At 67.5% G+C, this 18,462-nt stretch carries 15 protein-coding genes; 9 read left to right on the top strand and 6 right to left on the bottom strand.

Annotated features, from left to right (window positions below; all coding sequences use genetic code 11):
• Window positions 1-7: 7 nt before the first annotated feature.
• Window positions 8-427, bottom strand: coding sequence for an ATP-binding protein (locus tag Sru01_RS02545; RefSeq protein ID WP_203982186.1), 420 nt, complete (start codon window positions 425-427; stop codon window positions 8-10).
• A gap of 271 nt (window positions 428-698) precedes the next feature.
• Between Sru01_RS02545 and Sru01_RS02550 the strand changes: the two genes are divergently transcribed.
• Both Sru01_RS02550 and Sru01_RS02555 read left to right on the top strand, forming a co-directional pair.
• On the top strand, window positions 699-1,517 hold the full coding sequence (locus tag Sru01_RS02550) for a helix-turn-helix domain-containing protein (protein WP_203982187.1): 819 nt from the start codon (window positions 699-701) through the stop codon (window positions 1,515-1,517).
• Window positions 1,508-1,720, top strand: coding sequence for a DUF397 domain-containing protein (locus tag Sru01_RS02555; RefSeq protein WP_203982188.1), 213 nt, complete (start codon window positions 1,508-1,510; stop codon window positions 1,718-1,720). Before Sru01_RS02550 ends, Sru01_RS02555 begins: the two co-directional genes overlap by 10 nt.
• A gap of 59 nt (window positions 1,721-1,779) precedes the next feature.
• Here the strand turns inward: Sru01_RS02555 and Sru01_RS02560 are convergent, their stop codons facing one another.
• Both Sru01_RS02560 and Sru01_RS02565 read right to left on the bottom strand, forming a co-directional pair.
• A complete protein-coding gene (locus tag Sru01_RS02560; RefSeq protein ID WP_307811945.1) occupies window positions 1,780-2,199 on the bottom strand; it encodes a YbaB/EbfC family nucleoid-associated protein in 420 nt (139 codons plus the stop codon).
• Between the two features lie 87 nt (window positions 2,200-2,286).
• Window positions 2,287-2,664, bottom strand: coding sequence for a YbaB/EbfC family nucleoid-associated protein (locus tag Sru01_RS02565; RefSeq protein ID WP_203982190.1), 378 nt, complete (start codon window positions 2,662-2,664; stop codon window positions 2,287-2,289).
• Between the two features lie 131 nt (window positions 2,665-2,795).
• Here Sru01_RS02565 and Sru01_RS02570 point away from each other — a divergent pair, with 131 nt between their 5' ends.
• From Sru01_RS02570 to Sru01_RS02590, 5 genes are all read left to right on the top strand, one after another.
• The gene (locus Sru01_RS02570) at window positions 2,796-3,113 is read left to right on the top strand and encodes a hypothetical protein (protein WP_203982191.1); all 318 of its coding nucleotides are present in this window, start codon (window positions 2,796-2,798) and stop codon (window positions 3,111-3,113) included.
• On the top strand, window positions 3,104-3,913 hold the full coding sequence (locus tag Sru01_RS02575) for a WXG100-like domain-containing protein (RefSeq protein ID WP_203982192.1): 810 nt from the start codon (window positions 3,104-3,106) through the stop codon (window positions 3,911-3,913). The genes Sru01_RS02570 and Sru01_RS02575 overlap by 10 nt, the downstream gene beginning before the upstream one ends.
• Complete coding sequence (locus Sru01_RS02580) at window positions 3,913-5,073, top strand: tetratricopeptide repeat protein (protein WP_203982193.1); 1,161 nt, start codon at window positions 3,913-3,915, stop codon at window positions 5,071-5,073. Before Sru01_RS02575 ends, Sru01_RS02580 begins: the two co-directional genes overlap by 1 nt.
• A gap of 72 nt (window positions 5,074-5,145) precedes the next feature.
• Complete coding sequence (locus Sru01_RS02585; protein ID WP_203982194.1) at window positions 5,146-5,910, top strand: alpha/beta fold hydrolase; 765 nt, start codon at window positions 5,146-5,148, stop codon at window positions 5,908-5,910.
• 159 nt (window positions 5,911-6,069) lie between these two features.
• Complete coding sequence (locus tag Sru01_RS02590) at window positions 6,070-6,498, top strand: hypothetical protein (RefSeq protein ID WP_203982195.1); 429 nt, start codon at window positions 6,070-6,072, stop codon at window positions 6,496-6,498.
• A 41-nt stretch (window positions 6,499-6,539) separates the two neighbouring features.
• Here Sru01_RS02590 and Sru01_RS02595 read toward each other — a convergent pair whose 3' ends face one another.
• Complete coding sequence (locus tag Sru01_RS02595) at window positions 6,540-6,914, bottom strand: DUF6188 family protein (RefSeq protein WP_203982196.1); 375 nt, start codon at window positions 6,912-6,914, stop codon at window positions 6,540-6,542.
• A 130-nt stretch (window positions 6,915-7,044) separates the two neighbouring features.
• Here Sru01_RS02595 and Sru01_RS02600 point away from each other — a divergent pair, with 130 nt between their 5' ends.
• Complete coding sequence (locus Sru01_RS02600) at window positions 7,045-7,443, top strand: hypothetical protein (protein WP_203982197.1); 399 nt, start codon at window positions 7,045-7,047, stop codon at window positions 7,441-7,443.
• A gap of 71 nt (window positions 7,444-7,514) precedes the next feature.
• On the opposite strand, the gene Sru01_RS02605 is transcribed toward Sru01_RS02600, so the two are convergent.
• Together Sru01_RS02605 and Sru01_RS02610 are read right to left on the bottom strand one after the other, a co-directional pair.
• The gene (locus Sru01_RS02605) at window positions 7,515-8,246 is read right to left on the bottom strand and encodes a barstar family protein (RefSeq protein ID WP_203982198.1); all 732 of its coding nucleotides are present in this window, start codon (window positions 8,244-8,246) and stop codon (window positions 7,515-7,517) included.
• 91 nt (window positions 8,247-8,337) lie between these two features.
• Entirely contained in the window at window positions 8,338-17,247 is an 8,910-nt protein-coding gene (locus tag Sru01_RS02610; protein ID WP_203982199.1) for a LamG-like jellyroll fold domain-containing protein, read from the bottom strand.
• Between the two features lie 298 nt (window positions 17,248-17,545).
• Between Sru01_RS02610 and Sru01_RS02615 the strand changes: the two genes are divergently transcribed.
• Window positions 17,546-18,385, top strand: a complete 840-nt coding sequence (locus Sru01_RS02615) for a purine-nucleoside phosphorylase (protein WP_203982200.1) — start codon at window positions 17,546-17,548, stop codon at window positions 18,383-18,385.
• Window positions 18,386-18,462 lie beyond the last annotated feature (77 nt).

The following is an 18,462-nucleotide window of genomic DNA, read 5'->3' on the forward strand; positions in this document are numbered from 1 at the left end:
ACGCCGATCATCGAGCGGGGACGTGCCAGGACGCCCACACGGTCTTACCGGGCATAGCTGCCGCCCTATCTGCCATATCTTCCGCCCGTGCGGTGCCGTACTCGTCGGCCAGCGCCGCCACGATGGCGAGCCCCCGGCCGTGGGTGGCCGCCGTTCCCAGGTCCAGCCGCCGTGGCCGGCCGGCCCCGTGGTCGGTGACCTGGACCAGTAGCCGGCCACCGTCCATCGCCAGCCCCAGCCGGACCGGCGGGCGTCCGTGGGTGCTCGCGTTGGCCAGCAGTTCCCCCGCGACCAGGACGACGTCGTCGGCGAGACCGGCCAGCCCCCACTCGGCCAGCACATCCCGCACCATGCCCCGCACCTTCCCCACCGCCGCGAGATCGTCCGGCACCTCCCACCCGGCCGTTCGTGCCCCATTTCCGGCCATTCGCACCCACCTCCCATATCCACATGAACCGAGGCTTACTACCGTTCACACGGCACGTTGGAGATCACTGGTTTCCGGCAATCTGTCGAACCCGCTACCAAATGCAGCGATAGCGAATTCTGCTGATTCTCCGATCTCCTCGAATCGCCTCACCAGGGTGCAGCTGACCAGCTAAGTTGTGCAGCGGAAGAGCCGGTACAGCCATGGACATCCTGTGGCGATCGCGTACCGATTGTGCTCGCCAGTAGCGGTTTCTCGCCCAGGAGCCCCCATGAACCCTCCTTCCCCCGATCCGCATATACGACCTCTTGCCTTTTTTGGGAGCGAGCTGCGCAAATACCGAAAGGCAAAAGGACTGTCGCTGGAACGGCTCGCGGCGGCGATCCAGTTCAGTCCCAGCCTGCTCGGCTTCGTGGAAAGGGGACAGCGCACCCCGAGCCGCCTGTTCGCCCAGAACTGTGACAACGCGCTGGCGCTCGGCGGCGAACTCACCCGGCTATGGAAGGACCTCACCGGCGAGGCCACACCCGGTTGGTTCCGCGACTGGCTGGGCATCGAGCAGGAGGCACACACGCTGCACACCTGGCAGCCGCTGTACGTTCCCGGGCTCCTCCAGACGGAGGCCTACGCCCGGGTGGTACTCCGAGGCGAACCCGAGATCAGCGACGAGCAGGTGGAGAAGTTACTCGCCAGACGCATGGAGCGCCAGGAGATCCTCACTCGCGCCAACGCTCCCCTCTTCCGCGCGATACTCGACGAAGGAGTGCTTCAGCGGCCGATCGGCGGCAGGGACGTGATGCGGGAGCAGATGGGGCGCCTGCTACACGCGGTGTCATCTCCTCGGGTGGGCATCCAGATCGTCCCGCTTGCCGGCGGCGATACCACCGGTCTGCTCGGTGGATTCGTCATCGCCCAACTCCCGGGCACCACGGATAGGGTTTATATCGATTCCGCCACTCACGGTCACGTGACAGATCGACTAGAAGAAGTCAGAGCCGTCCATAGCAGATACGACGCGATCCGCGCGAAAGCCCTTCCCGAGCACATGTCCCTCGACCTGATCAGAGAAGCGGAGAAGCGATGGAGTTGAGCCAGGAACTCGCGAGTGCGGCGTGGCGCAAGGCTACCAAGAGTGGCTCCAACGGCGGTGACTGCCTGGAGGTGGCACCGCTGTCCCGGGGGCGGGTGGGCATCCGGGACACCGAGGCCCCCGAGAGGGCCCCGTTCGTGGTCAGCGCCACCGTCTGGGCCGCCTTCCTCGACGGCGCCAAGAACGGCGAATTCGACTTCTGATCCCTGCCGGGCCGCCGGCCGGGTCAGCCGGTGGCGGCGAACCGGCCGGCGGCCACGGCCTACCGCCAGTGCGACAGCATCCGGTGCAGCTCGTCACGGGCGCCTGCCGGGTCGAAGCCGTCGACGGCGTCCCGCATCAGTTCGTCGGCGCGGCGGGCCGCGTCCCGCTGCGCCTCCTGGACGGTGGCGAGGACCTCCGTCGCCAGCGCCTCGCTGTCCAGACGCAGGGCACGCGGTCGGAACGTCACGTCCGTCACCTTCCCGTCCCCTGCCACCGTCACGGTCACCGCCCCGGACTCGGAATCGGCGCGACCGGTGATCCGGTCGAGCTCCTCCTGGCCTCGCGCCAGCCACGCCTGTAACGCGGCGGCGCGCTCCGCCATCACTCGGGGTTCATCAACGTTCATCTGCCCCGATTCGCCATGTGATCCGTACAAAGTACTACTCCCCCATAAATGTTCACCGGACCGGCGTTTCATCCCAAGAATCGCCTTGATCCGCTTTCGAGCACAGTGACCCTCAGATCACTCACTTATTCACGATTGTAGATAAATCAGACATGCAGGTTATAAGGCCTCGCGAACCACCTGTTCGATCCTGTCCCTGATGGCCGTTTCATCCAGCGGGACGGGCAGCGATCCGGTCTCCGCCATGACCGCGTCCGCCAGCTCCCGCGCCTGCCGTTCAGCCTCCGCCTGGGCGGCCCGCAGCGCTGCGGTCACCTCTTTGCCCAGCTCGGCGAGGTCGAGGCGTCGGACTCGCGGGTCCAGGGCGACGGCGGTGACGCCGCCGGAGCCGTCGCAGGTGACGCTGATCAGGCCGCCCGCGCTCGTCCCGGTTCCGGCGACCGAAAGGATCGCCGACCGGGCCTGCTGAAGCCGACCAATGGCTCGGCGAGCCTGAGTAAGGGCCTGTTCCATCCATTCAACTTCATATGTCGACATAACGGACATCCTTTACCGGATAGCGACAACGGTCCACCGTCAATACGGTATTGGGTACCGACCGTCACGAATGACGTCAATCACGTTAAACTGTGAAATAGGATGATCATCGACTGCTAACGTCGGCCGACATGGCTTCCGGATTCGAAGTAGTTCCAGAATCCCTGGTCGACGGCGCGGGGCGGCTGGACGCCCACGGGGAGCGATACGCCGCCGCGATCAGGCAGCTGCGGGAACGTGGAACCGGTGGCGCGTCCTGGGGAGACGTCGGCCTCTTCGAGGTGCTGCGCATGGCGTACGCCGAGTGCAGCGAAACGGCCCTGGACGCGTTCACCCGTCTCGGTGACACCATCCAGGCGACCGGCGACGGCCTGCGGCAGGTCGCGGCCAACACCCGTGCCACCGAGACCACGATCACCGCCGCCCTCCAGGGGGACCAATGGGTGTGACCGTGCCGCCCGGCGTGGACGCGATGCTGGACCTCCTCGGCGTCCCCTGGCCGAACATCGACGAGGACGAGATCAGGAAGGACGCCGCCGCCTGGCGGACCGTCCTGGCCGAGGCCGAACCGGCGGCGGCGGGCGCCGACACGGCGGTACGCGACCTCTCCCCCGACTACCGGGGCGACTCGGCGACCGCCCTGGCCGGGATGTGGCAGGAGACCGGCGCCTCCGGCGGCCACCTGAGCCAGGCGACCGCGGCAGCGCGCCCGGCGCCCCCGCTGCTCGACGGGACCGCGACCGTGGTGACCGCCACCAAGGTCGCGGTGGCCACCTGGGCGGCGGTGACCGCGGTACGGGTCGGCCAGTCGCTGCTGCTCGGCGGCCCGCTCGGCGCTGGCGCCGCGACCGCGAACATGCTGGTCGCCCGGCAGGCCATCACCCGGATCCTGCGCGAGGCGGGCGAAGGCACCGGCAAGGTCATCGCCCCCGCGGTGACCCGCCGCATCACCCACCCCCTCCGGCGCATCCTGGACGACCTGCGGATGCCCGGCGGCGGCCCGGTGCTCCAGGGGGCCGGTGGGCCCCGGGTTCCGCTCGGGGCCGGCGAGCGCAAGGGCGGCCTGTTCGACGGCCTGGTGCATGCGAGAGGCGACAACAAGAAGCCTCCCCTCAACCAGGAGAATCGCAAGGGGCACACCAGCCAGCCCAGCGCCTCCAAGCGGGACAAGCACCAGGGCGGAGACGCGCACGGCGGCCGGCGGCACATCCCGCCGAACCCGAACAAGCGCCGCGGAGGAGGGTCCTGATGAGCACCGGCGATCTGCTCGCCCGCGCCGACCGGCTGGCCGCCCTCGACCTGCGCGAGGAGGCGGCCGAGCTCTACGAGCGGCTGATCGGCGAGGGCGTTCCCGGAGCCGCCGTGCGGTACGGCGCGATGCTGGCGGAGGCCGGCGACCACCCGGCGGCGGAGCCCGTGCTGCGCACGGCATTGGCCGCCGGGGACACCGACGCCTACCACTGGCTCTGCGACGTGCTGATCGCCACCGGACGGGTCCCCGAGGCCGGACGCCTCATGGAGGAGGCGGCCGGTCGCGGCCTGCCGGGCGCCGCACTGCGTGCCGCCGCGATCTGGGCGGACCTGGCGGAAGACCGTACTCGGGCCGAGCAGTGGTACCGGACGGCGATCGACCGGGGTGACCAGGGGGCGCTCAACGACTACGGCGCCTTCCTGTCGGAGGACCCCGGCCGGGAGGCGGAGGCGCGGCGCGTGCTGCGGCAGGCCGCCGAGCAGGGCGACGCGCTCGCGTTCAGCAACCTGGGCGCCATCGAGCTGGACCGCGGCGAGCCGGAGGCGGCGCTCGGCTGGCTCCGGCAGAGCCTGGCCGGCGGCGGATCATCGGAGTCCACCGCGCTGCTGAAGATCGCCGACGCCGAGGAGCGGCTGGGGAACCTGGACGCGGCCCGGAGGTACCACGACCGGGCCGTCAACGCGCGGATACCCGGCGCGCACGCCGGCCGCGCCCGGTTCCTCGCCTATCACGGGACCGCCGAAGACCTGGAGACGGCGGAGCGCGATTTCCGTACGGCGGTGCGGAACGGCGAGGAAGGCGCGGACTACTACTACGCGACCTTCCTGGCGGCCCAGGACCGGGTGGACGAGGCGATCGACCACTACCGCCGGGCCATCGACGCCGGGTCGGACGGTGCGTACGAGGAGCTGGCGCTCATCCTCCAGGCGCGCGGGGAGACCGAGGCGGCCGAGGAGTGCTTCACCGCGAGCATCGCCGCCGGCTGGCTGAGCGCCGTGCTCTCCTACGCGGAATTCCTGCGAGACCAGGGACGCGGCGCCGAGGTCCCCGCCCTGGAGCCCCGGGCCCGGGAACTGGGTGCCACCCCCGAGCAGCTCGCCGCCCTGCGCGGCGCCGCACCGGTCACTCCCGGCCAGGACGCGCCGGAAGCGCCGTGACCCTACGCCCGTGGCGGAACGGGTCTGGACACGGCGACGGCCGGTGGTTGGCTGAGGGACATGGTGCTTTCGGTGCGGTCATACGGACGCGGGCGGCCGGTGGTGGTGCTGCCGTGGTTCACGCTGGACGGCGCGGTGGCCGCCGAGGCGTTCGAGCCCGCGTTCGCCGGCCTGCCGGGGTACCGGCGGGTGTACGTGGACCTGCCGGGCACCGGCGGGTCGGCTCCGGTGGCGCCGGACTCGGACGCGGTGCTGGCGGCGGTGTCGGCGACCGTGGACGCCGTGGCGGGTGACGAGCCCGTCCTGCTCGCCGGCTGCTCCTACGGCGGCTACCTGGCCGCCGGCCTCACCCGGCGCCGCCCGGAGCGGGTGGCCGCGCTGCTCCTGGTCTGCTCCGGAGTCAAGATCACGCCGGCCGAGCGGGACCTGTCCGGGGTGCTGTCCGCCGAGCCGGAGCCGGGCTGGCTGGACGGCGTGCCGGGCGACCTGCGCGGCCACTTCGCCGCGGCCCTCGGCCGCCGGACGCGGGAGGTCGCCGACCGGATGGCCGACGCCTTCGCCGCCAACGCCCCCACCGACGACGCCTATCTCACCAGGTTGCGCAGCGAGGGGTACCGGGTGAGCGACGAGGGCTCGCCGGGCGGCTACGCCGGCCCGGTCACCATCCTGACCGGCCGCCGCGACCAGGTGGCCGGGTACCGCGACCAGTTCGCCGCCCTGGCCGCCTTCCCGGACGGCGAGTACACCGCCCTGGCCGACGTCGGCCATTACCTCCCATTCGAACAGCCCGAGCGCTTCGCCGCCCTGCTCCGCGACTGGCTCGCCCGCACGACCTGACCACGCCGTCAGATCACCTCGGACACCCACCGACCGACCGATCGCACCGCTGAGCCACCGGCCGCACGGCATGACTCCGGCTGGAAGCCGTGGCCCGCTCTCGGATAGTGAGCTTCATCAGGCATGTACTCCCAAGATCGGCCCTGGCAGACTGGGCGAATGACCCCAGCCGAACGCGAATCATGGTTGGCCGGTTTACCTCTCATCCAGCGAATCATCGCCATCGTCGCACCGCCGCTCTTCGTGATCGGCGGCACCGCTCGACTTCTCGACGTCCGCCCATCGGGCTGGGCCCTGGCCGGCAACCTGGGATTCATTCTCCTCGGCGTCGTGCTCTGCGCCGCCAACATCCGGGACGTGCTCCGCGGCAGGCAGTTCGCGAAGGGTACGGAGCCCGGCCGCTTCGACGTCGTGATGCGCGGCTACCGGCGAAGCCAGGTGGACGCCTACATCGCCGCGGCGAACAGCCCCGCAGGTACGCCCTTCGCACCGGAATTCGACGTCACCCTACGCGGCTACAACCCGAGCCAGGTCCACGAATACATCACCGCACTCCCCCGCCGTCCCCGCCACGACTCCCCCGGTTAGCGGCACCACCCGAGCACGCGCTCGCACCGGCGGCACCACGGTCAACCGTCAGAGGTACGCCACAAGGCAAGCTCTCCGGCTGGCATGCAGACGACAAGTGCTCCGCCGGGTCCCGCCATGGTCCACGCCTCGAAGTGGTCATCCGGTTCCACGATCAGCGACCGCCCGCCGGCCAGGTGTATGGACAGCGTCCCGGCAACCGACGCCCGCGCGCTCAAGATCTCGGCCCCGAAGAGCTCGATCATTCGGGTCATCGCCGGCGTTGGGGCGCCAGGAGTGACCTCCCAGGTGCCATCCTCGGAGGAAAGCGTGGCGGCGGCTTCGATCCGTACTTCGTATCCCGAGTCGGTCAGCAGCGTTACGCCCGCGTCGAACGCGACCCGGACGACCGACTGCCCGCCAAGCCGCAGATCCACTCGCCCAGCGTACCGAACGGATACCACCTATCCGGCAGGACAAACGCCGGCAACCTGATCGCATCTTCATGACCTGTTTCCGGTCGGACGAAAGCCGATACTCATCCGAGCGCCCCCATATACCTGAGGAATGGTCGACCGCATGTCCGACCCGGATGTCCCGCGAACGGTGAAGGCCATCAGTACGGCTCAACTGGTTCTTCTAGATGAAGAAGCGACGCGCTACGGCTTCAGCCGCCGGCACGGTGTCGCGTGGCTGACCGAGTATGCCGATCCAGGCGCGACTCAGTACCTGTACCCGGCGTTCGTTCATCACCTGGACCATCGTCCGGAGTGCTCGCCCCAGTGGCGCTGCATGCTACTACTGGCCTTGCGCGACGGCGAGCAGGTCTTCTCACTGCTCGATGTGTTGCCGGCCTCGTTCGACGAACTGCCCGACACCCTGGACCACACCACGAAGACCCGGATCGCCGACAAACTGCTCGGCCCGCTTCAGACCGCCGCCGAATGGTGTCAACGCCACAGCTGAAGCCGCATCCAGTCCGTTCAGCAGACCGAAAGCTATTGGACTTCTCCTTGCAAGCGACAACCGATGGACGTCTAGCAGGCATCCACATCAACCTGCTTTTCATGCATGATGTCTAGGATCGCCTCCACGAAACTGCACTCCAGCAAGCGTTGCGAAACCTCAAAGTCACGCCATATGATCTTCGCCAAAGCTCCATCGCCACAGTTCGAAGACATACAGTCCGCCATGGCATCAAGATTCGATCCCATATAACCGCCAGGTCCATTGACCGCCTCGCCGAACGCACAGTAGAAGCTTGCCTTATTATAGATGTTCGAACCATTTAGATATACGATATCGTTAGCACCGTATCGGGCTGCCCTGTGACCTGCAGTAAACCAGGCATTCTGAACGACGTGCAACCACGAGCAGTGCTCAATCGCCGGCCACCTAAGCCACTCTCCTTCGACTATGCCGCCCATGGCCCAGCGTCGCCAGACCTTCGCAGCCCCGGGACAGTCACAGCGATCGCCGAAAAAACGACAAGGGACCCTGGTCGCAGGGCCGCCCGGCGACCCTGCTTCGCGTTCACCTAAGATGACTCGTCCAATATAGTACTCACCAACTTTCTGCCGCCTGAAGTCTACAATCTTCAGCACGCCTTCCTCGATCACAGTTCTCTCCTCGCTCACCTCACTCACTCCATGAAAAACCACTTTCGAATTCTCTGCTTCAGGCGCAACGAAGAATCCCTCTATCTCTTCAGCCGCAACGACCACATCTCCATATTCTTCGTTGACAAGAACGTACACCTGAAAATTCACCACCGTTCCTCTGGTAAGACCGACAGCGCCACCCCGTACTCTAATGCGGAACCGCGACACCGAAGTCGACCACCTCGATCCACTAATCATCTTACATCAAGCTCAACTCCGAGAAGTGTGGCGCGCCGAAGGGCTGAATCTTTCTATAATGCGTAGTGGTCCATCCATATATCTTGCCTCCGTTAGGAAGCTCTTTCACAAGAATTCGTTCACTTTCCGGACCACCGGGTACCCGGTACTCTCTTGCCCCCGCCCACCTTGGATGTTCTCGACCTGCATAAATATTATGCGGGGCAATTCGCCCCGCCCTCACTTCATCATAAGCGGAGGCAATCCTCTTCGACATGCCCGGCGGCAAGGGGTCTGACAATCTACCACGAGGACAGCCGCTGTTGTGGGTCAGAATAGGCGTGGATCCCGATAGCACGTAGTATGCGTGCAAGCTCGCAATTGTTAAGTTGTGGACCTGGCGGGTGACAGTCCATTTCTTAATAGCCGTGATCCGAATATGGTCACCAGCATTACTTTGTAGGAACTGACCAACGCGGAGTTCTGTAGAAGTAAGCCACTTGCGCAGGTCAGGAACCCAGAACGGATGGCCATCGGTAGCGGTTACCGCGCCGGCCGTACGGCCGAACCTTTCGTCCACCTCAGTAGTGAGCTGCACCAGGCTCTCGTCTCCGTCACCCGTTATGACATCGAGGACTAAACGAGGTCCTGCTTTGCCGATTTCAGGGTCCAGCGCCTGGACGAAGTCCCCGATCTTGATTTTCTCAATGGGCTTGTATGTGCCATCCGCCATCAGCACCATGGTGCCATCGACAAAGCTGTGAGGGTTCAGACACGACCCAAGTGGCCTTTCTTCCTTGGGGAGCCCTCTCATGGCGGGAGGCGCACCTAACTCTATTGATGCAGCTCCGCCCAGCTTGTTGACTGAATCCCAGATCTTTAACCACTCGCTACCACCCGGATCGCACCCGTAGTAAAGACACCGAAACCAATCAGGCAGTTCTCCCTGCGGGCTCGTCGGAAAGATCGACTCTGGCGTGCTGCCATACGGTACATCCACAATCGGATTTCCCGGGGGTGTCAGAGAGACCGGTTGGAAGTTCGGCAGCTTCTCACAGGCGACACAGGAGACAATGTCAGGTCTTTCCGCCGGGCACCCAGGATCCGGCGAATTCAGATCACAGTTTAGCTCTTCCGGCAAAGCACCCATTGGGGGTATCTCACATTTGTTCTTTGCCTTGCAACCCACCGTTGCCGCCGGAGGCAACCTGTCGCAGTATCCTTTATTGGGGCCTTTACTGCAATCGATGACCGGAGCAGACGGCCGCTGTGCCCCGCCACCTCCACCACCGCCACCGTTGCCGCCGCCTCCGCCGCCACCGTTGCCGCCCCCTCCCCCGTTGTTCGGCCGGCCGTTGCCGTTCTTCTGCTTCGGAATCTTTGTCTCAAAAGAGTTGTCCGGGTTGCACCTGGACGCAAAGGGCTGCTGCTGGCAGCTGTTCGTTTTGCGGTCCGGGGGGTCGCAAGGATTGTCCGGCGAAAAGAACGATGCCTTGCAGCGCGTGGAGTCAGGAACATAGGCGTCATCACTGTCACTGCACGGGGCTGCGCCGGGGGAGGAGTACGCCCGACAACCGGGCTGAAGGGTCGTGTGTCCCGACGGATCGGTTGCCCCCAACGGATTGGCGTCAGCATATGAGTATCTGTTATGCCGGATGGACGGATCTGCACCGAGCGTCCAGGTATCGCGGCTGGCGAAGGTGGCGGTGCCGGGCTGGTACCAGCGGGAGTGCATGTTGACCTTGCCGGTGGCCGGGTCGGTCAGTTCGCCCTGATAGCCCAGGTCATGGCGGGAGCCGGCTCGGGCGGTCTCCTCGCCGAAGGGGTCGTAGGCGACCGAGTCGGCCAGGGCGGTGGCGTTCGCAGCGAAGGTGCCGACGACGTCGCCGTGCTGGTCGGCGAAGGCGAACCGAGGGCCGGAGCCGTCGGAGATGCCGACTGGTTCACCGTCGAGACCCCGGCTGAAGCGGCTCTGGACGGCGCCGGCCGCGTCGGTCATCGCGACGATGTCGTTGGCGAGATCGCCGTAGAGGTAGCGGCTGACCGCTCCGCCCTGGGTGCGGCTGATCACCCGGTCAAGCGCGTCGTAGGTGTAAGACGCCTCCCCGTCGCTGGTCATCCGGTCGAACGCGTCGAACTTCAGCAGCTTGGTGACGCCGTCCTTGACCTCGCTGGCCGTCGTGCCGCGGGCGGTGTAGGTGTAGGTGGTGCCGTCACCCGAGGTGAGGCGGTTGCGCTCGTCGTAGGCGAAGGTCTTGGTTCCGGCCTTGACGCGGTTGCCGGAGTCGTCCCAGGCGTAGTCGGTGACGGCGCCGCCCGGGGCGGTCCACGAGGTAAGCCGGTTGCTGTGATCGTAGGTGTAGGTGTTGGTGCCCGCGCCGCTGGTGCCGGTGGTGGTCTTGGTGGTCAGGTTGTCGTCGCGGTCGTAGCCGTAGGTGATCGAGGCGATCGAGGCACCGGCGGCGGTCTTCAGAGTGTCGCCGGTGAGCCGGTCCATTCGGTCGTAGGAATAGCTGCGCTTTGGACCGGTCGCACCGTGGTCGACGGTCTTGAGCCGGTCGGCCTCGTCGTACCCGTAGGTGAGGGTGGTGGCGGTGACCGGGTCGCTGAACGTCTTTAGCCGGTCGGCATCGTCCCAGGTCATGGTGGCCGAGCCCGCGGCGTCGGTGCGCTGGGTGAGCCGGTCGTTGTTGTCGTAGCCGAACGACGACAGGTCGGTGGAGCCGCCGGTCCTGGCGGTCCTGAGCAGCAGGCCGCGGTCGTTGAAGGTGAGGTTCAGATCGCCCGCGCTGGTCCGCCGGCCGGCCAGGTCGTAGCCGAAGGTGTTGCTCTGGGTGGCGGCCTCCGCGCCGGTGCCCGCCTCGGTGGTCAGCCGGTTGAGGTTGTCGTAGGTATTGGTGATGCGGACCCCGCCTGGCTGCAGGACGCCGGCCTGGTTCCCCGCCTCGTCGTATGACATGGTCCAGGTCCGGTCGGCGAGGGCTGGGTGAGCCTGGGTCGCCGGCTCGATACGGGATTCCACCAGCCCGAGGGAGTTGTAGGTGGCCAGGAAGGCGTTTCCGCGTCCGTCGGTGGTCCGGGTGCGGTCGCCTGCCGCGTTGTAGCCGAACGTCGTGGTGATGGTCTTGTCCGCCGAAACGGGCTCGACCAGTTCGGTGAGCTGGTCGGCGGCGTCGTAGGAACGACGGGTGATATGGCCTTCCGGGCTGGTCTCACCGGTGAGGTTGCCGGCCGCGTCGTGCTCGAAGCCGTAGGTGCGCAGTACGTTGCCGGAGGGGTCGAGATCCTTGGCCGCGACCTTGCGGCCGGCGAGGTCGTACTCGGCCGCCGTGGCGTTGTTCAACGCGTCGATGACCTTGGCGGGCCGGCCGACCAGGTCGTAGGCGAACCGGGTCTGATGATTTAGGGGGTCGGTTTCCGCGATCACTTCACCTGCGGCGTTGACGTCCGCCGTACTGCGGTTGCCGGCCGGCCGCTTGACGGCCACCAGGTTGCCCGCCCTGTCGTACTCACCGACGGTGGTGAGCGCGACGGCGGTGGGTTTGCGCTCGATCTGGGTCAGCGTCACCTGGCGGCCGAGACCGTCGTAGGTGGCCTCGATCCGGGCGCCGGTCGGGTCGGTGGACGAAAGTCGCTCGCCGGTGAGCGTGTAGGTGTAGTCCCAGTTGCCGCGGACCGCGCCTTGGGTGGGCGGCGGGTCGGTGATCCGGACCGTGCGGCCGAGGACGTCGTAGGTCGCGTTGGAGATGTTCCCCCGTGGATCGGTGACGGAGGTGACGCGGCCCGCCGCGTCGTATCCGTACGAGGTCCGGGGTGTCAGCGCGGAACCGCCGGGCGGGGTGTAGGGGTTTCCGGTGACCGAGGTGGTCCGCCCCGCCTTGTCATAGCCGGTGACGACGCTCCGGCCTTCGGGGGCGGTCTCGTGGGTCTGCTCGCCCGCGTTGTTGTAGCCGAACTGGGAGACCGGACGTTCGGTGGTCGCCGCCGCGCCGTTGCGCTCGGCCTTGACCGGAGGACCGGCCAGCTTGACGGTCCGCCCGAAGGCGTCGTAGCCGATCGTCGTGGTGAAGTCGGCGCGGGTGGCCCCCGGTGCGTTCCCCCGTGGGTCGATGATCTCGGTGACCAGGCCACGGTCGTCGACGGTCCAGGATGTCGTGAGATCCGTGGCACCGTTCTCCACGGTCTGCTCGATGAGCCGGTCACCGGCGTCGTAGCGGTAGGACTCCGACTCCGTCCGGGTGAACCTGGCCGCCGTCCGGTTCACCTGGGTGACGTTGGTGTTGGCGTCGTAGACGTAGCCGGTCTTCCTGGCGAGATCCTGCGGGTCCAAGGTGGAGGAGGTGAGCAGGCTCGCCGCGTCGTAGACGTGGTCGACGCGGGTCTTGCCATCTCCGGTGGTCCGCCGGGTGAGGTTCCCGGCCGGGTCGTACTGGGAGGACGTCAGCACCACGTTGACCGTCGAGGTGGCGGCGTTCAGCTTGACCTTGTCGGCGATCTCCTCGGCGAGCAGGTCGTCACCGAAGTAGGTGTATCGAATGGTGCGCCCGAGGGCGTCGGTCCGCGAGGCCGGACGCCCGCCCGGGTCGTAGGCCCTGGACTCCGTCACCACGTCCCGCGCAGGCTCCGGACTGGTGGGACTGCCGGTCCAGGCCTTCAGCGTGGTGGTGGCGGGCTCGCCGCGCTTGGTGTAGTCGTAGCCATACGTCGCGCCGGCCGCGTCGGTGGTGCTGACGACCCGGCCCATGTGGTCGTAGGCGGTGAGGCTCGTGCCGCCTTCCGGGCCGGTGACCTTCTCGGGCCGGCCGTAGGTGTCGTATTCATAGGCCGTGACGCGCGCCGGGTCGCCACCGGTGAGATCCGCCAAGGTCTCGGTCAGCCGGTTGCCGTCGTCGTCGTAGGCGAACCGGGTCTCGGCAGTATGCGTCACTCCACTGACCTGGTTCTTCACCCCGGTGCCGGTCTTCTTGGCGAGCCTGCCGAAGGCGTCATAGGTGAACGTGGTGGTCGTGGTGGTCGTGGACGGCTCGGCCGACGCGCTCGCCCGAGCCGCTCCGGTGATCGGGGTGTCCCGGTCGGCCTGGATCTCGCTCTCACCGAGTGCCCGGTTGTAGACACGGACCTCGTCGATCAGACCGGAGAAGTGCTCGCCCCAGGTGCCGTTGCCGCCGATCCGCAACGCGCCGTCGTCGGCGCGCAGCGAGCCGGAGAAATCCCGCTCGGCGGTCTCGGTGCCGTCCACGTAGAACTTGAGCTTGGCGCCGTCATAGGTGAGCGCGAGATGCGACCAGGTGTCCACCGGGATGTCCTGGGTGGAATCGACGTTGCCTTCGGCCCCGTCGACGTTCACCGCCCAGCCGTTGGGCCGCGACCCGTTCGAGGCGTACAGCCCGTAGGACAGGCCGCCGGTGAACTCCTTGAGGACGACCTGCCGCCAGTCGTCCAGAACGTCCGGCTTGACCCACGCCATCAGAGTCATCCCCTGCGACAGCCGCAGGGCCGGCGAGTCGGGCACGGTCACCCAGGAGGCGCTGCCGTCGAACGACAGGGCCTTGCCGTATTTTCCGGACGCCGCCCACGCCGTGCCGGTGGCCACCCCCTGCTGGGCATGTCCCGAGTCATCGTTGATGCCGGTTCCGCTGCCGGCGTCGAACCCGTAGGCCGCCACCAGCCCGTTGGTGCCGCTTGGTGGTGGCGGTTCCGTGTCACCCTGCCCGGTGGAAATCTGGCTGCTGGAAGTCGTCCGGCCGATCGCGTCATAGGCGTGCCTGGTGACCAGGCCGGTGGGCTCGGTCACCTGGGCGAGGTCACCGGCCGCGGTGTAGGCGTACGACCGTTCGTTGCCCTTGGGGTCGGTCTCGGTCTCCAGCAGGCCGGCCGGGGTCTGACCGCCGCCGACCGCCGCTTCGCTGCCGTCGGTGTAGGTGTACTTCGTGGCGCGCCCGGCGGGAAAGTCCGTGGTGGCCGGGGTGGTCTCCTTCGACCTTTCGCCGAAGGAGGTGTACTCCCAGGTGGTCGCGTAGGTGTCGCTGGCCTCACTCGCCGACCGCGCGTCCCGGTACGCGGTCATTTGATCATTGCGCGGGTCGAACTTGTCGGCGGCGTTGAGGTGGTACGACGCGTACGAGATCTGGCAGTTTCCGGCCGACCGGCACCGGGTGACGCTCAGCTCGTTCCCGCGTTCGTCATGTGTGAACTGGGTGACGTTGCCGTTGCGGTCGATGATCTTGCCGAGGAAGCCGCCGGTGTCGTACTCGTAGGCGGTCGTCTTGCCGAGCTGGTCGGTCTCGCTGGTGATCCGCCACATCCGCAACGGGTCGAGCAATGACTTCACGGTCTCGTTGTGCGGGTCGGTGATGGTGACCGTCGCCTGGGGGAACGCGTCCTCCCCATAGCCGTACTGCAGGGCGCTCAGCTTCCAGGCCCCGCCGTGCGCGTCGGTGTGGGTCTGCAGGCGACCGCCGTCGGAGCCGTAGGCGTTCTGCGCCCACACCCGCCCGGACGGCAGAGTGGACGTGGTCAGCTGCGGCGCCGCCGCACCGGACAGGTAATGGGACTGAACCTCCGAGATCGGCAGCGCCCGGTTGTAGATCGCCACCTCGTCGATGTCACCCTTGAACGGGAACAAGCGCGTCGTGGTCGTGGCGGCCGGCCAACTGGCGGAGGCGAACCCCGAGCCCACCCGGGTCTCGAACTGGTTGCGGTGGTCGATGGTCCCGGCCCGCAGGCCGACGACATCACCGTCCAGGTAGAGCGTCTGGGTGTTCCCCTCGCCGGCCAGCACCACGTGGTGCCACTGGCCGTTGTTCACCGTCCCGGAAGTGGTGATCGGGTTGACCGATCCGTTCCAGAACTGCCCGCGTAGCCGGCCGTCGCTGCCGACGTAGATCACCGGCGTGAAGTTCGAGGGCGTGCTCGCCGACGAATCACTGTGCCCCAGCACGACCCCCGAGCCGGTGGTCTTGAACCAGGCCTCGACGGTGAGATGGCCGCCCTGGCCGCTGATGGACGAGCTCGGCAGCCACACATGGGAGCTGGTGGTCGAGGTCCCGGCGAAGCGGACTGCGGTGTCGGCCGAACCACCGAGCGCGCCGGCCACGCCGACCGTCGCGTCGTAGGAGCCGCTGTTGAAGTAGCCGCTACCTTCCCCCAGGTTCCAGCCGACCGCGTCGGCCACCTTGGCGTCGGCGGCACCGCTGGTCTCATCGAGCCGCCAATAGCCATCGGGTAGGGAGTTCAGCACGTTCGTGCTGTAGCGCGAGGCGTCGGTGTAGGCGTAGGTGGTGCAGGCGGTGGCCGAGCCAGGACCGCACACCTTGGTCAGCTTGTCCCTGTCGTAGGTGTAGGACCAGCTCAGCGGCGAGCCGTTCACCGGATCGGTCGACACGCCGGTCACGTGACCGCCGTTCCAGGTGAAGTGCAGCGATCGGCCCCCGGTGGCGGTCACCGCGGCCAGCCTGCCATCGGTGCCGTAGTCGAGATCCTGGCTGCGGCCGCGGTTGTCGGTGACCTTGGTGACCCGACCCTGCGCGTCGAATAGATAGGAGGTGGCGGACTTGTCCATCAACCGCCAGCCGCCCTCGGTCACCGTGGCGAGCGTCGCGTAGGTGCCCATAGGTGCCGCGTAGCCGCCATCGCCGGTGGCCCCGAACCGCATCTGCCGACCGTCGGGATAGGTGACCAGCACTGTCTTGGTCTGCGGCTCGTCCACCAGGCGCATGTCCCACCGGGTGCTCCAGCCGGCTCCGAACATCCCGCCGGTGCGCGGATCCAGGCTGTTGTATGTGCGGGTGGCCGTCAGCGGCGGACCTGCCGCCGCCACCGAGGCATCGGTGACGGTGGAGGTGTAGTTGCCCACCACGTGGTTGAACTCGCGCCCGCCGGTACCGCTGCCGAGCAGGAAGTTGATGGACGGCTGCTGGGGCCGGGCGCTGAAGGACATCCACGGCGAGGTGGTGCCCAGGTCGTTGACGTCGTCTTCCGCCCGCACCGACCACCAGTAGGTCTTGCCCCACCGCAGCTTCCCGGCCGGGACCACCCATGATCCGGTGTCGGTCCACGACCCGGAGACGGTGCACTGTCCCGTCCCGGACTCCCCGGAACAGATCTGGAAGTAGTACGTCACCCGTGCCCCGGTCGCCGAATAGGCGTACGCCGAAAGCGTCGGTGTCAATGATCCGACCAGGCCGTCCTCCCGCGGCCGGAAATCGAGGAACACCGGCGGCTGCGGCGTCGGCTGCACGTAACACCGGCCCATGTCCTGCCAGGCGGTCGTCCTCAGCGGCGGCGACTTCAGCGGGTCACGAACCGCCCGGAAATCGTGCGGTTCGGTCATGCCTTCGGTCGGGCTGTAATACGACACGACGGAGCCGGTCGAGTAGAAGCTGGCCGCCGACCACCTTGGGTAATAGCATTCTGCCGCCGTCGTGTTGACAGCCTGGGCGGGCACAGCCCGGGAACTTCCTCCCCCACGGTCGGCGGATGACGTAGTCACCGGGTCCTTGGCAGGAGCCTCCGCGCGAGCACGCTGGGAAGACGGCGGCTCCGCTCCACCGGTGGCGGGTTCCTGGGACGGCTTGCGCCGGACCTCCAGGGGTAGCGCGCCCTTCGGCGGGCGGAGATCCTCGATCGCTTTTCCCGGAGATACAGAGCGCGCCGTGGTGGCTTCGGTCGGCACCAGGTGCGGCTGCCCGGCGGCCGTACCGGCTTGCTGAACCGGTGTGTCCAGATCTGCGGCGGAGACCTCGGTCGCCGCCCGGTCGACCGCGTTCGCCGAGGCGCGCGGGGTGAGGCCGTCCGGGACGCCGACATTCGAGATGAACACCATGGCGGCCGACAGGAACACCGTGGTCGTGGCCAGCCATCGACGCATCGTGGCGCGACGCATACGCCGGTCCTTCCGTGACGTGAGGATGCCGAAGAAGCCCTCCGTCACGGGCGACGAATGACCTTTGTTCCGTACTTACCAAGCCGGTGGAGATCACTTGGAACGTACGCAAAACCAGCCGACTCAACAATAGTGATCTAGATCACAGCGCACATCGCCGCCTTCCAGTCACTCGTTGTGCTCAATAACCGGGAGAAAAGAAAGAGCCGAGCAGGCCGTAATGGTTCCGGTGGGCCACAACTCCGGTAAGAACGGCGACGAATACAGATGCGTATTTCTGATGTGGCCGGCGGGGCCTCGGTGATCAGAGATGGAGGTCGCCGGCTTGAGGAGTCTCCACAGGCCGATGCCGGGCGGCGCGGGCGGGGTTGTAGCCTCGGGGAGCGTGAGTGACGCTTTTTCGCCGGCCGCGCAGGCCGCTGACGTGCTGAAGGCCCTGACCGGGGTGGAGTCGTTCGACGTGGCGCTGGTCATGGGGTCGGGTTGGGTGCCGGCCGCGGACGCCATCGGGACGGTGATCGCCGAGCACGCGGTGACGGAGCTGCCCGGCTTCGCCCCGCCGGCGGTCGCGGGGCACGCCGGCCGGTTCCGCGCGGTCGAGACCACCTCCGGCCGCAAGGCGCTGATCTTCCTCGGCCGGACGCACCTGTACGAGGGCCGGGGCGTGGAACCGGTGGTGCACGGGGTGCGGACGGCGGTGGCGGCCGGGGCGCGCACGGTGGTGCTGACCAACGCGGCGGGCGGGCTGCGCCCGGAGACGCAGCGGGTCGGCGAGCCGGTGCTGATCAGCGACCACATCAACCTGACCGGCGACAACCCGGTCACCGGCGCCAACTTCATCGACCTGACCGAGGTGTACTCGCGGCGGCTGCGCGAGCTGGCCCGGCAGGTGGACTCCTCGCTGGCCGAGGGCGTGTACGTGGCCTTCCGCGGGCCGACGTACGAGACGCCGGCCGAGATCCGCATGCTGCGCACGCTGGGCGGCGACATGGTGGGCATGTCCACCGTGCTGGAGGCCATCGCGGCCCGGGAGGCCGGCGCCGAGGTGCTCGGCATCTCGCTGGTCACCAACCCGGGGGCGGGCCTGACCGATGAACTGCTGAACCACCAGGACGTCCTCGCGGTGGGCCAGGCGACGGCGGCCCGGATGGGCGTGCTGCTCGCCGAGGTGGTCGACAAGCTCTGACGCGGTTCTCAGGGTCGCGCGGGTGGCTCCACGGTGTCGCGACGGCTCACCAGGTCGGGACCGTGGTCGACCTGGAC

This window comes from Sphaerisporangium rufum, from assembly GCF_016863395.1.
GTDB lineage: Bacteria > Actinomycetota > Actinomycetes > Streptosporangiales > Streptosporangiaceae > Sphaerisporangium > Sphaerisporangium rufum.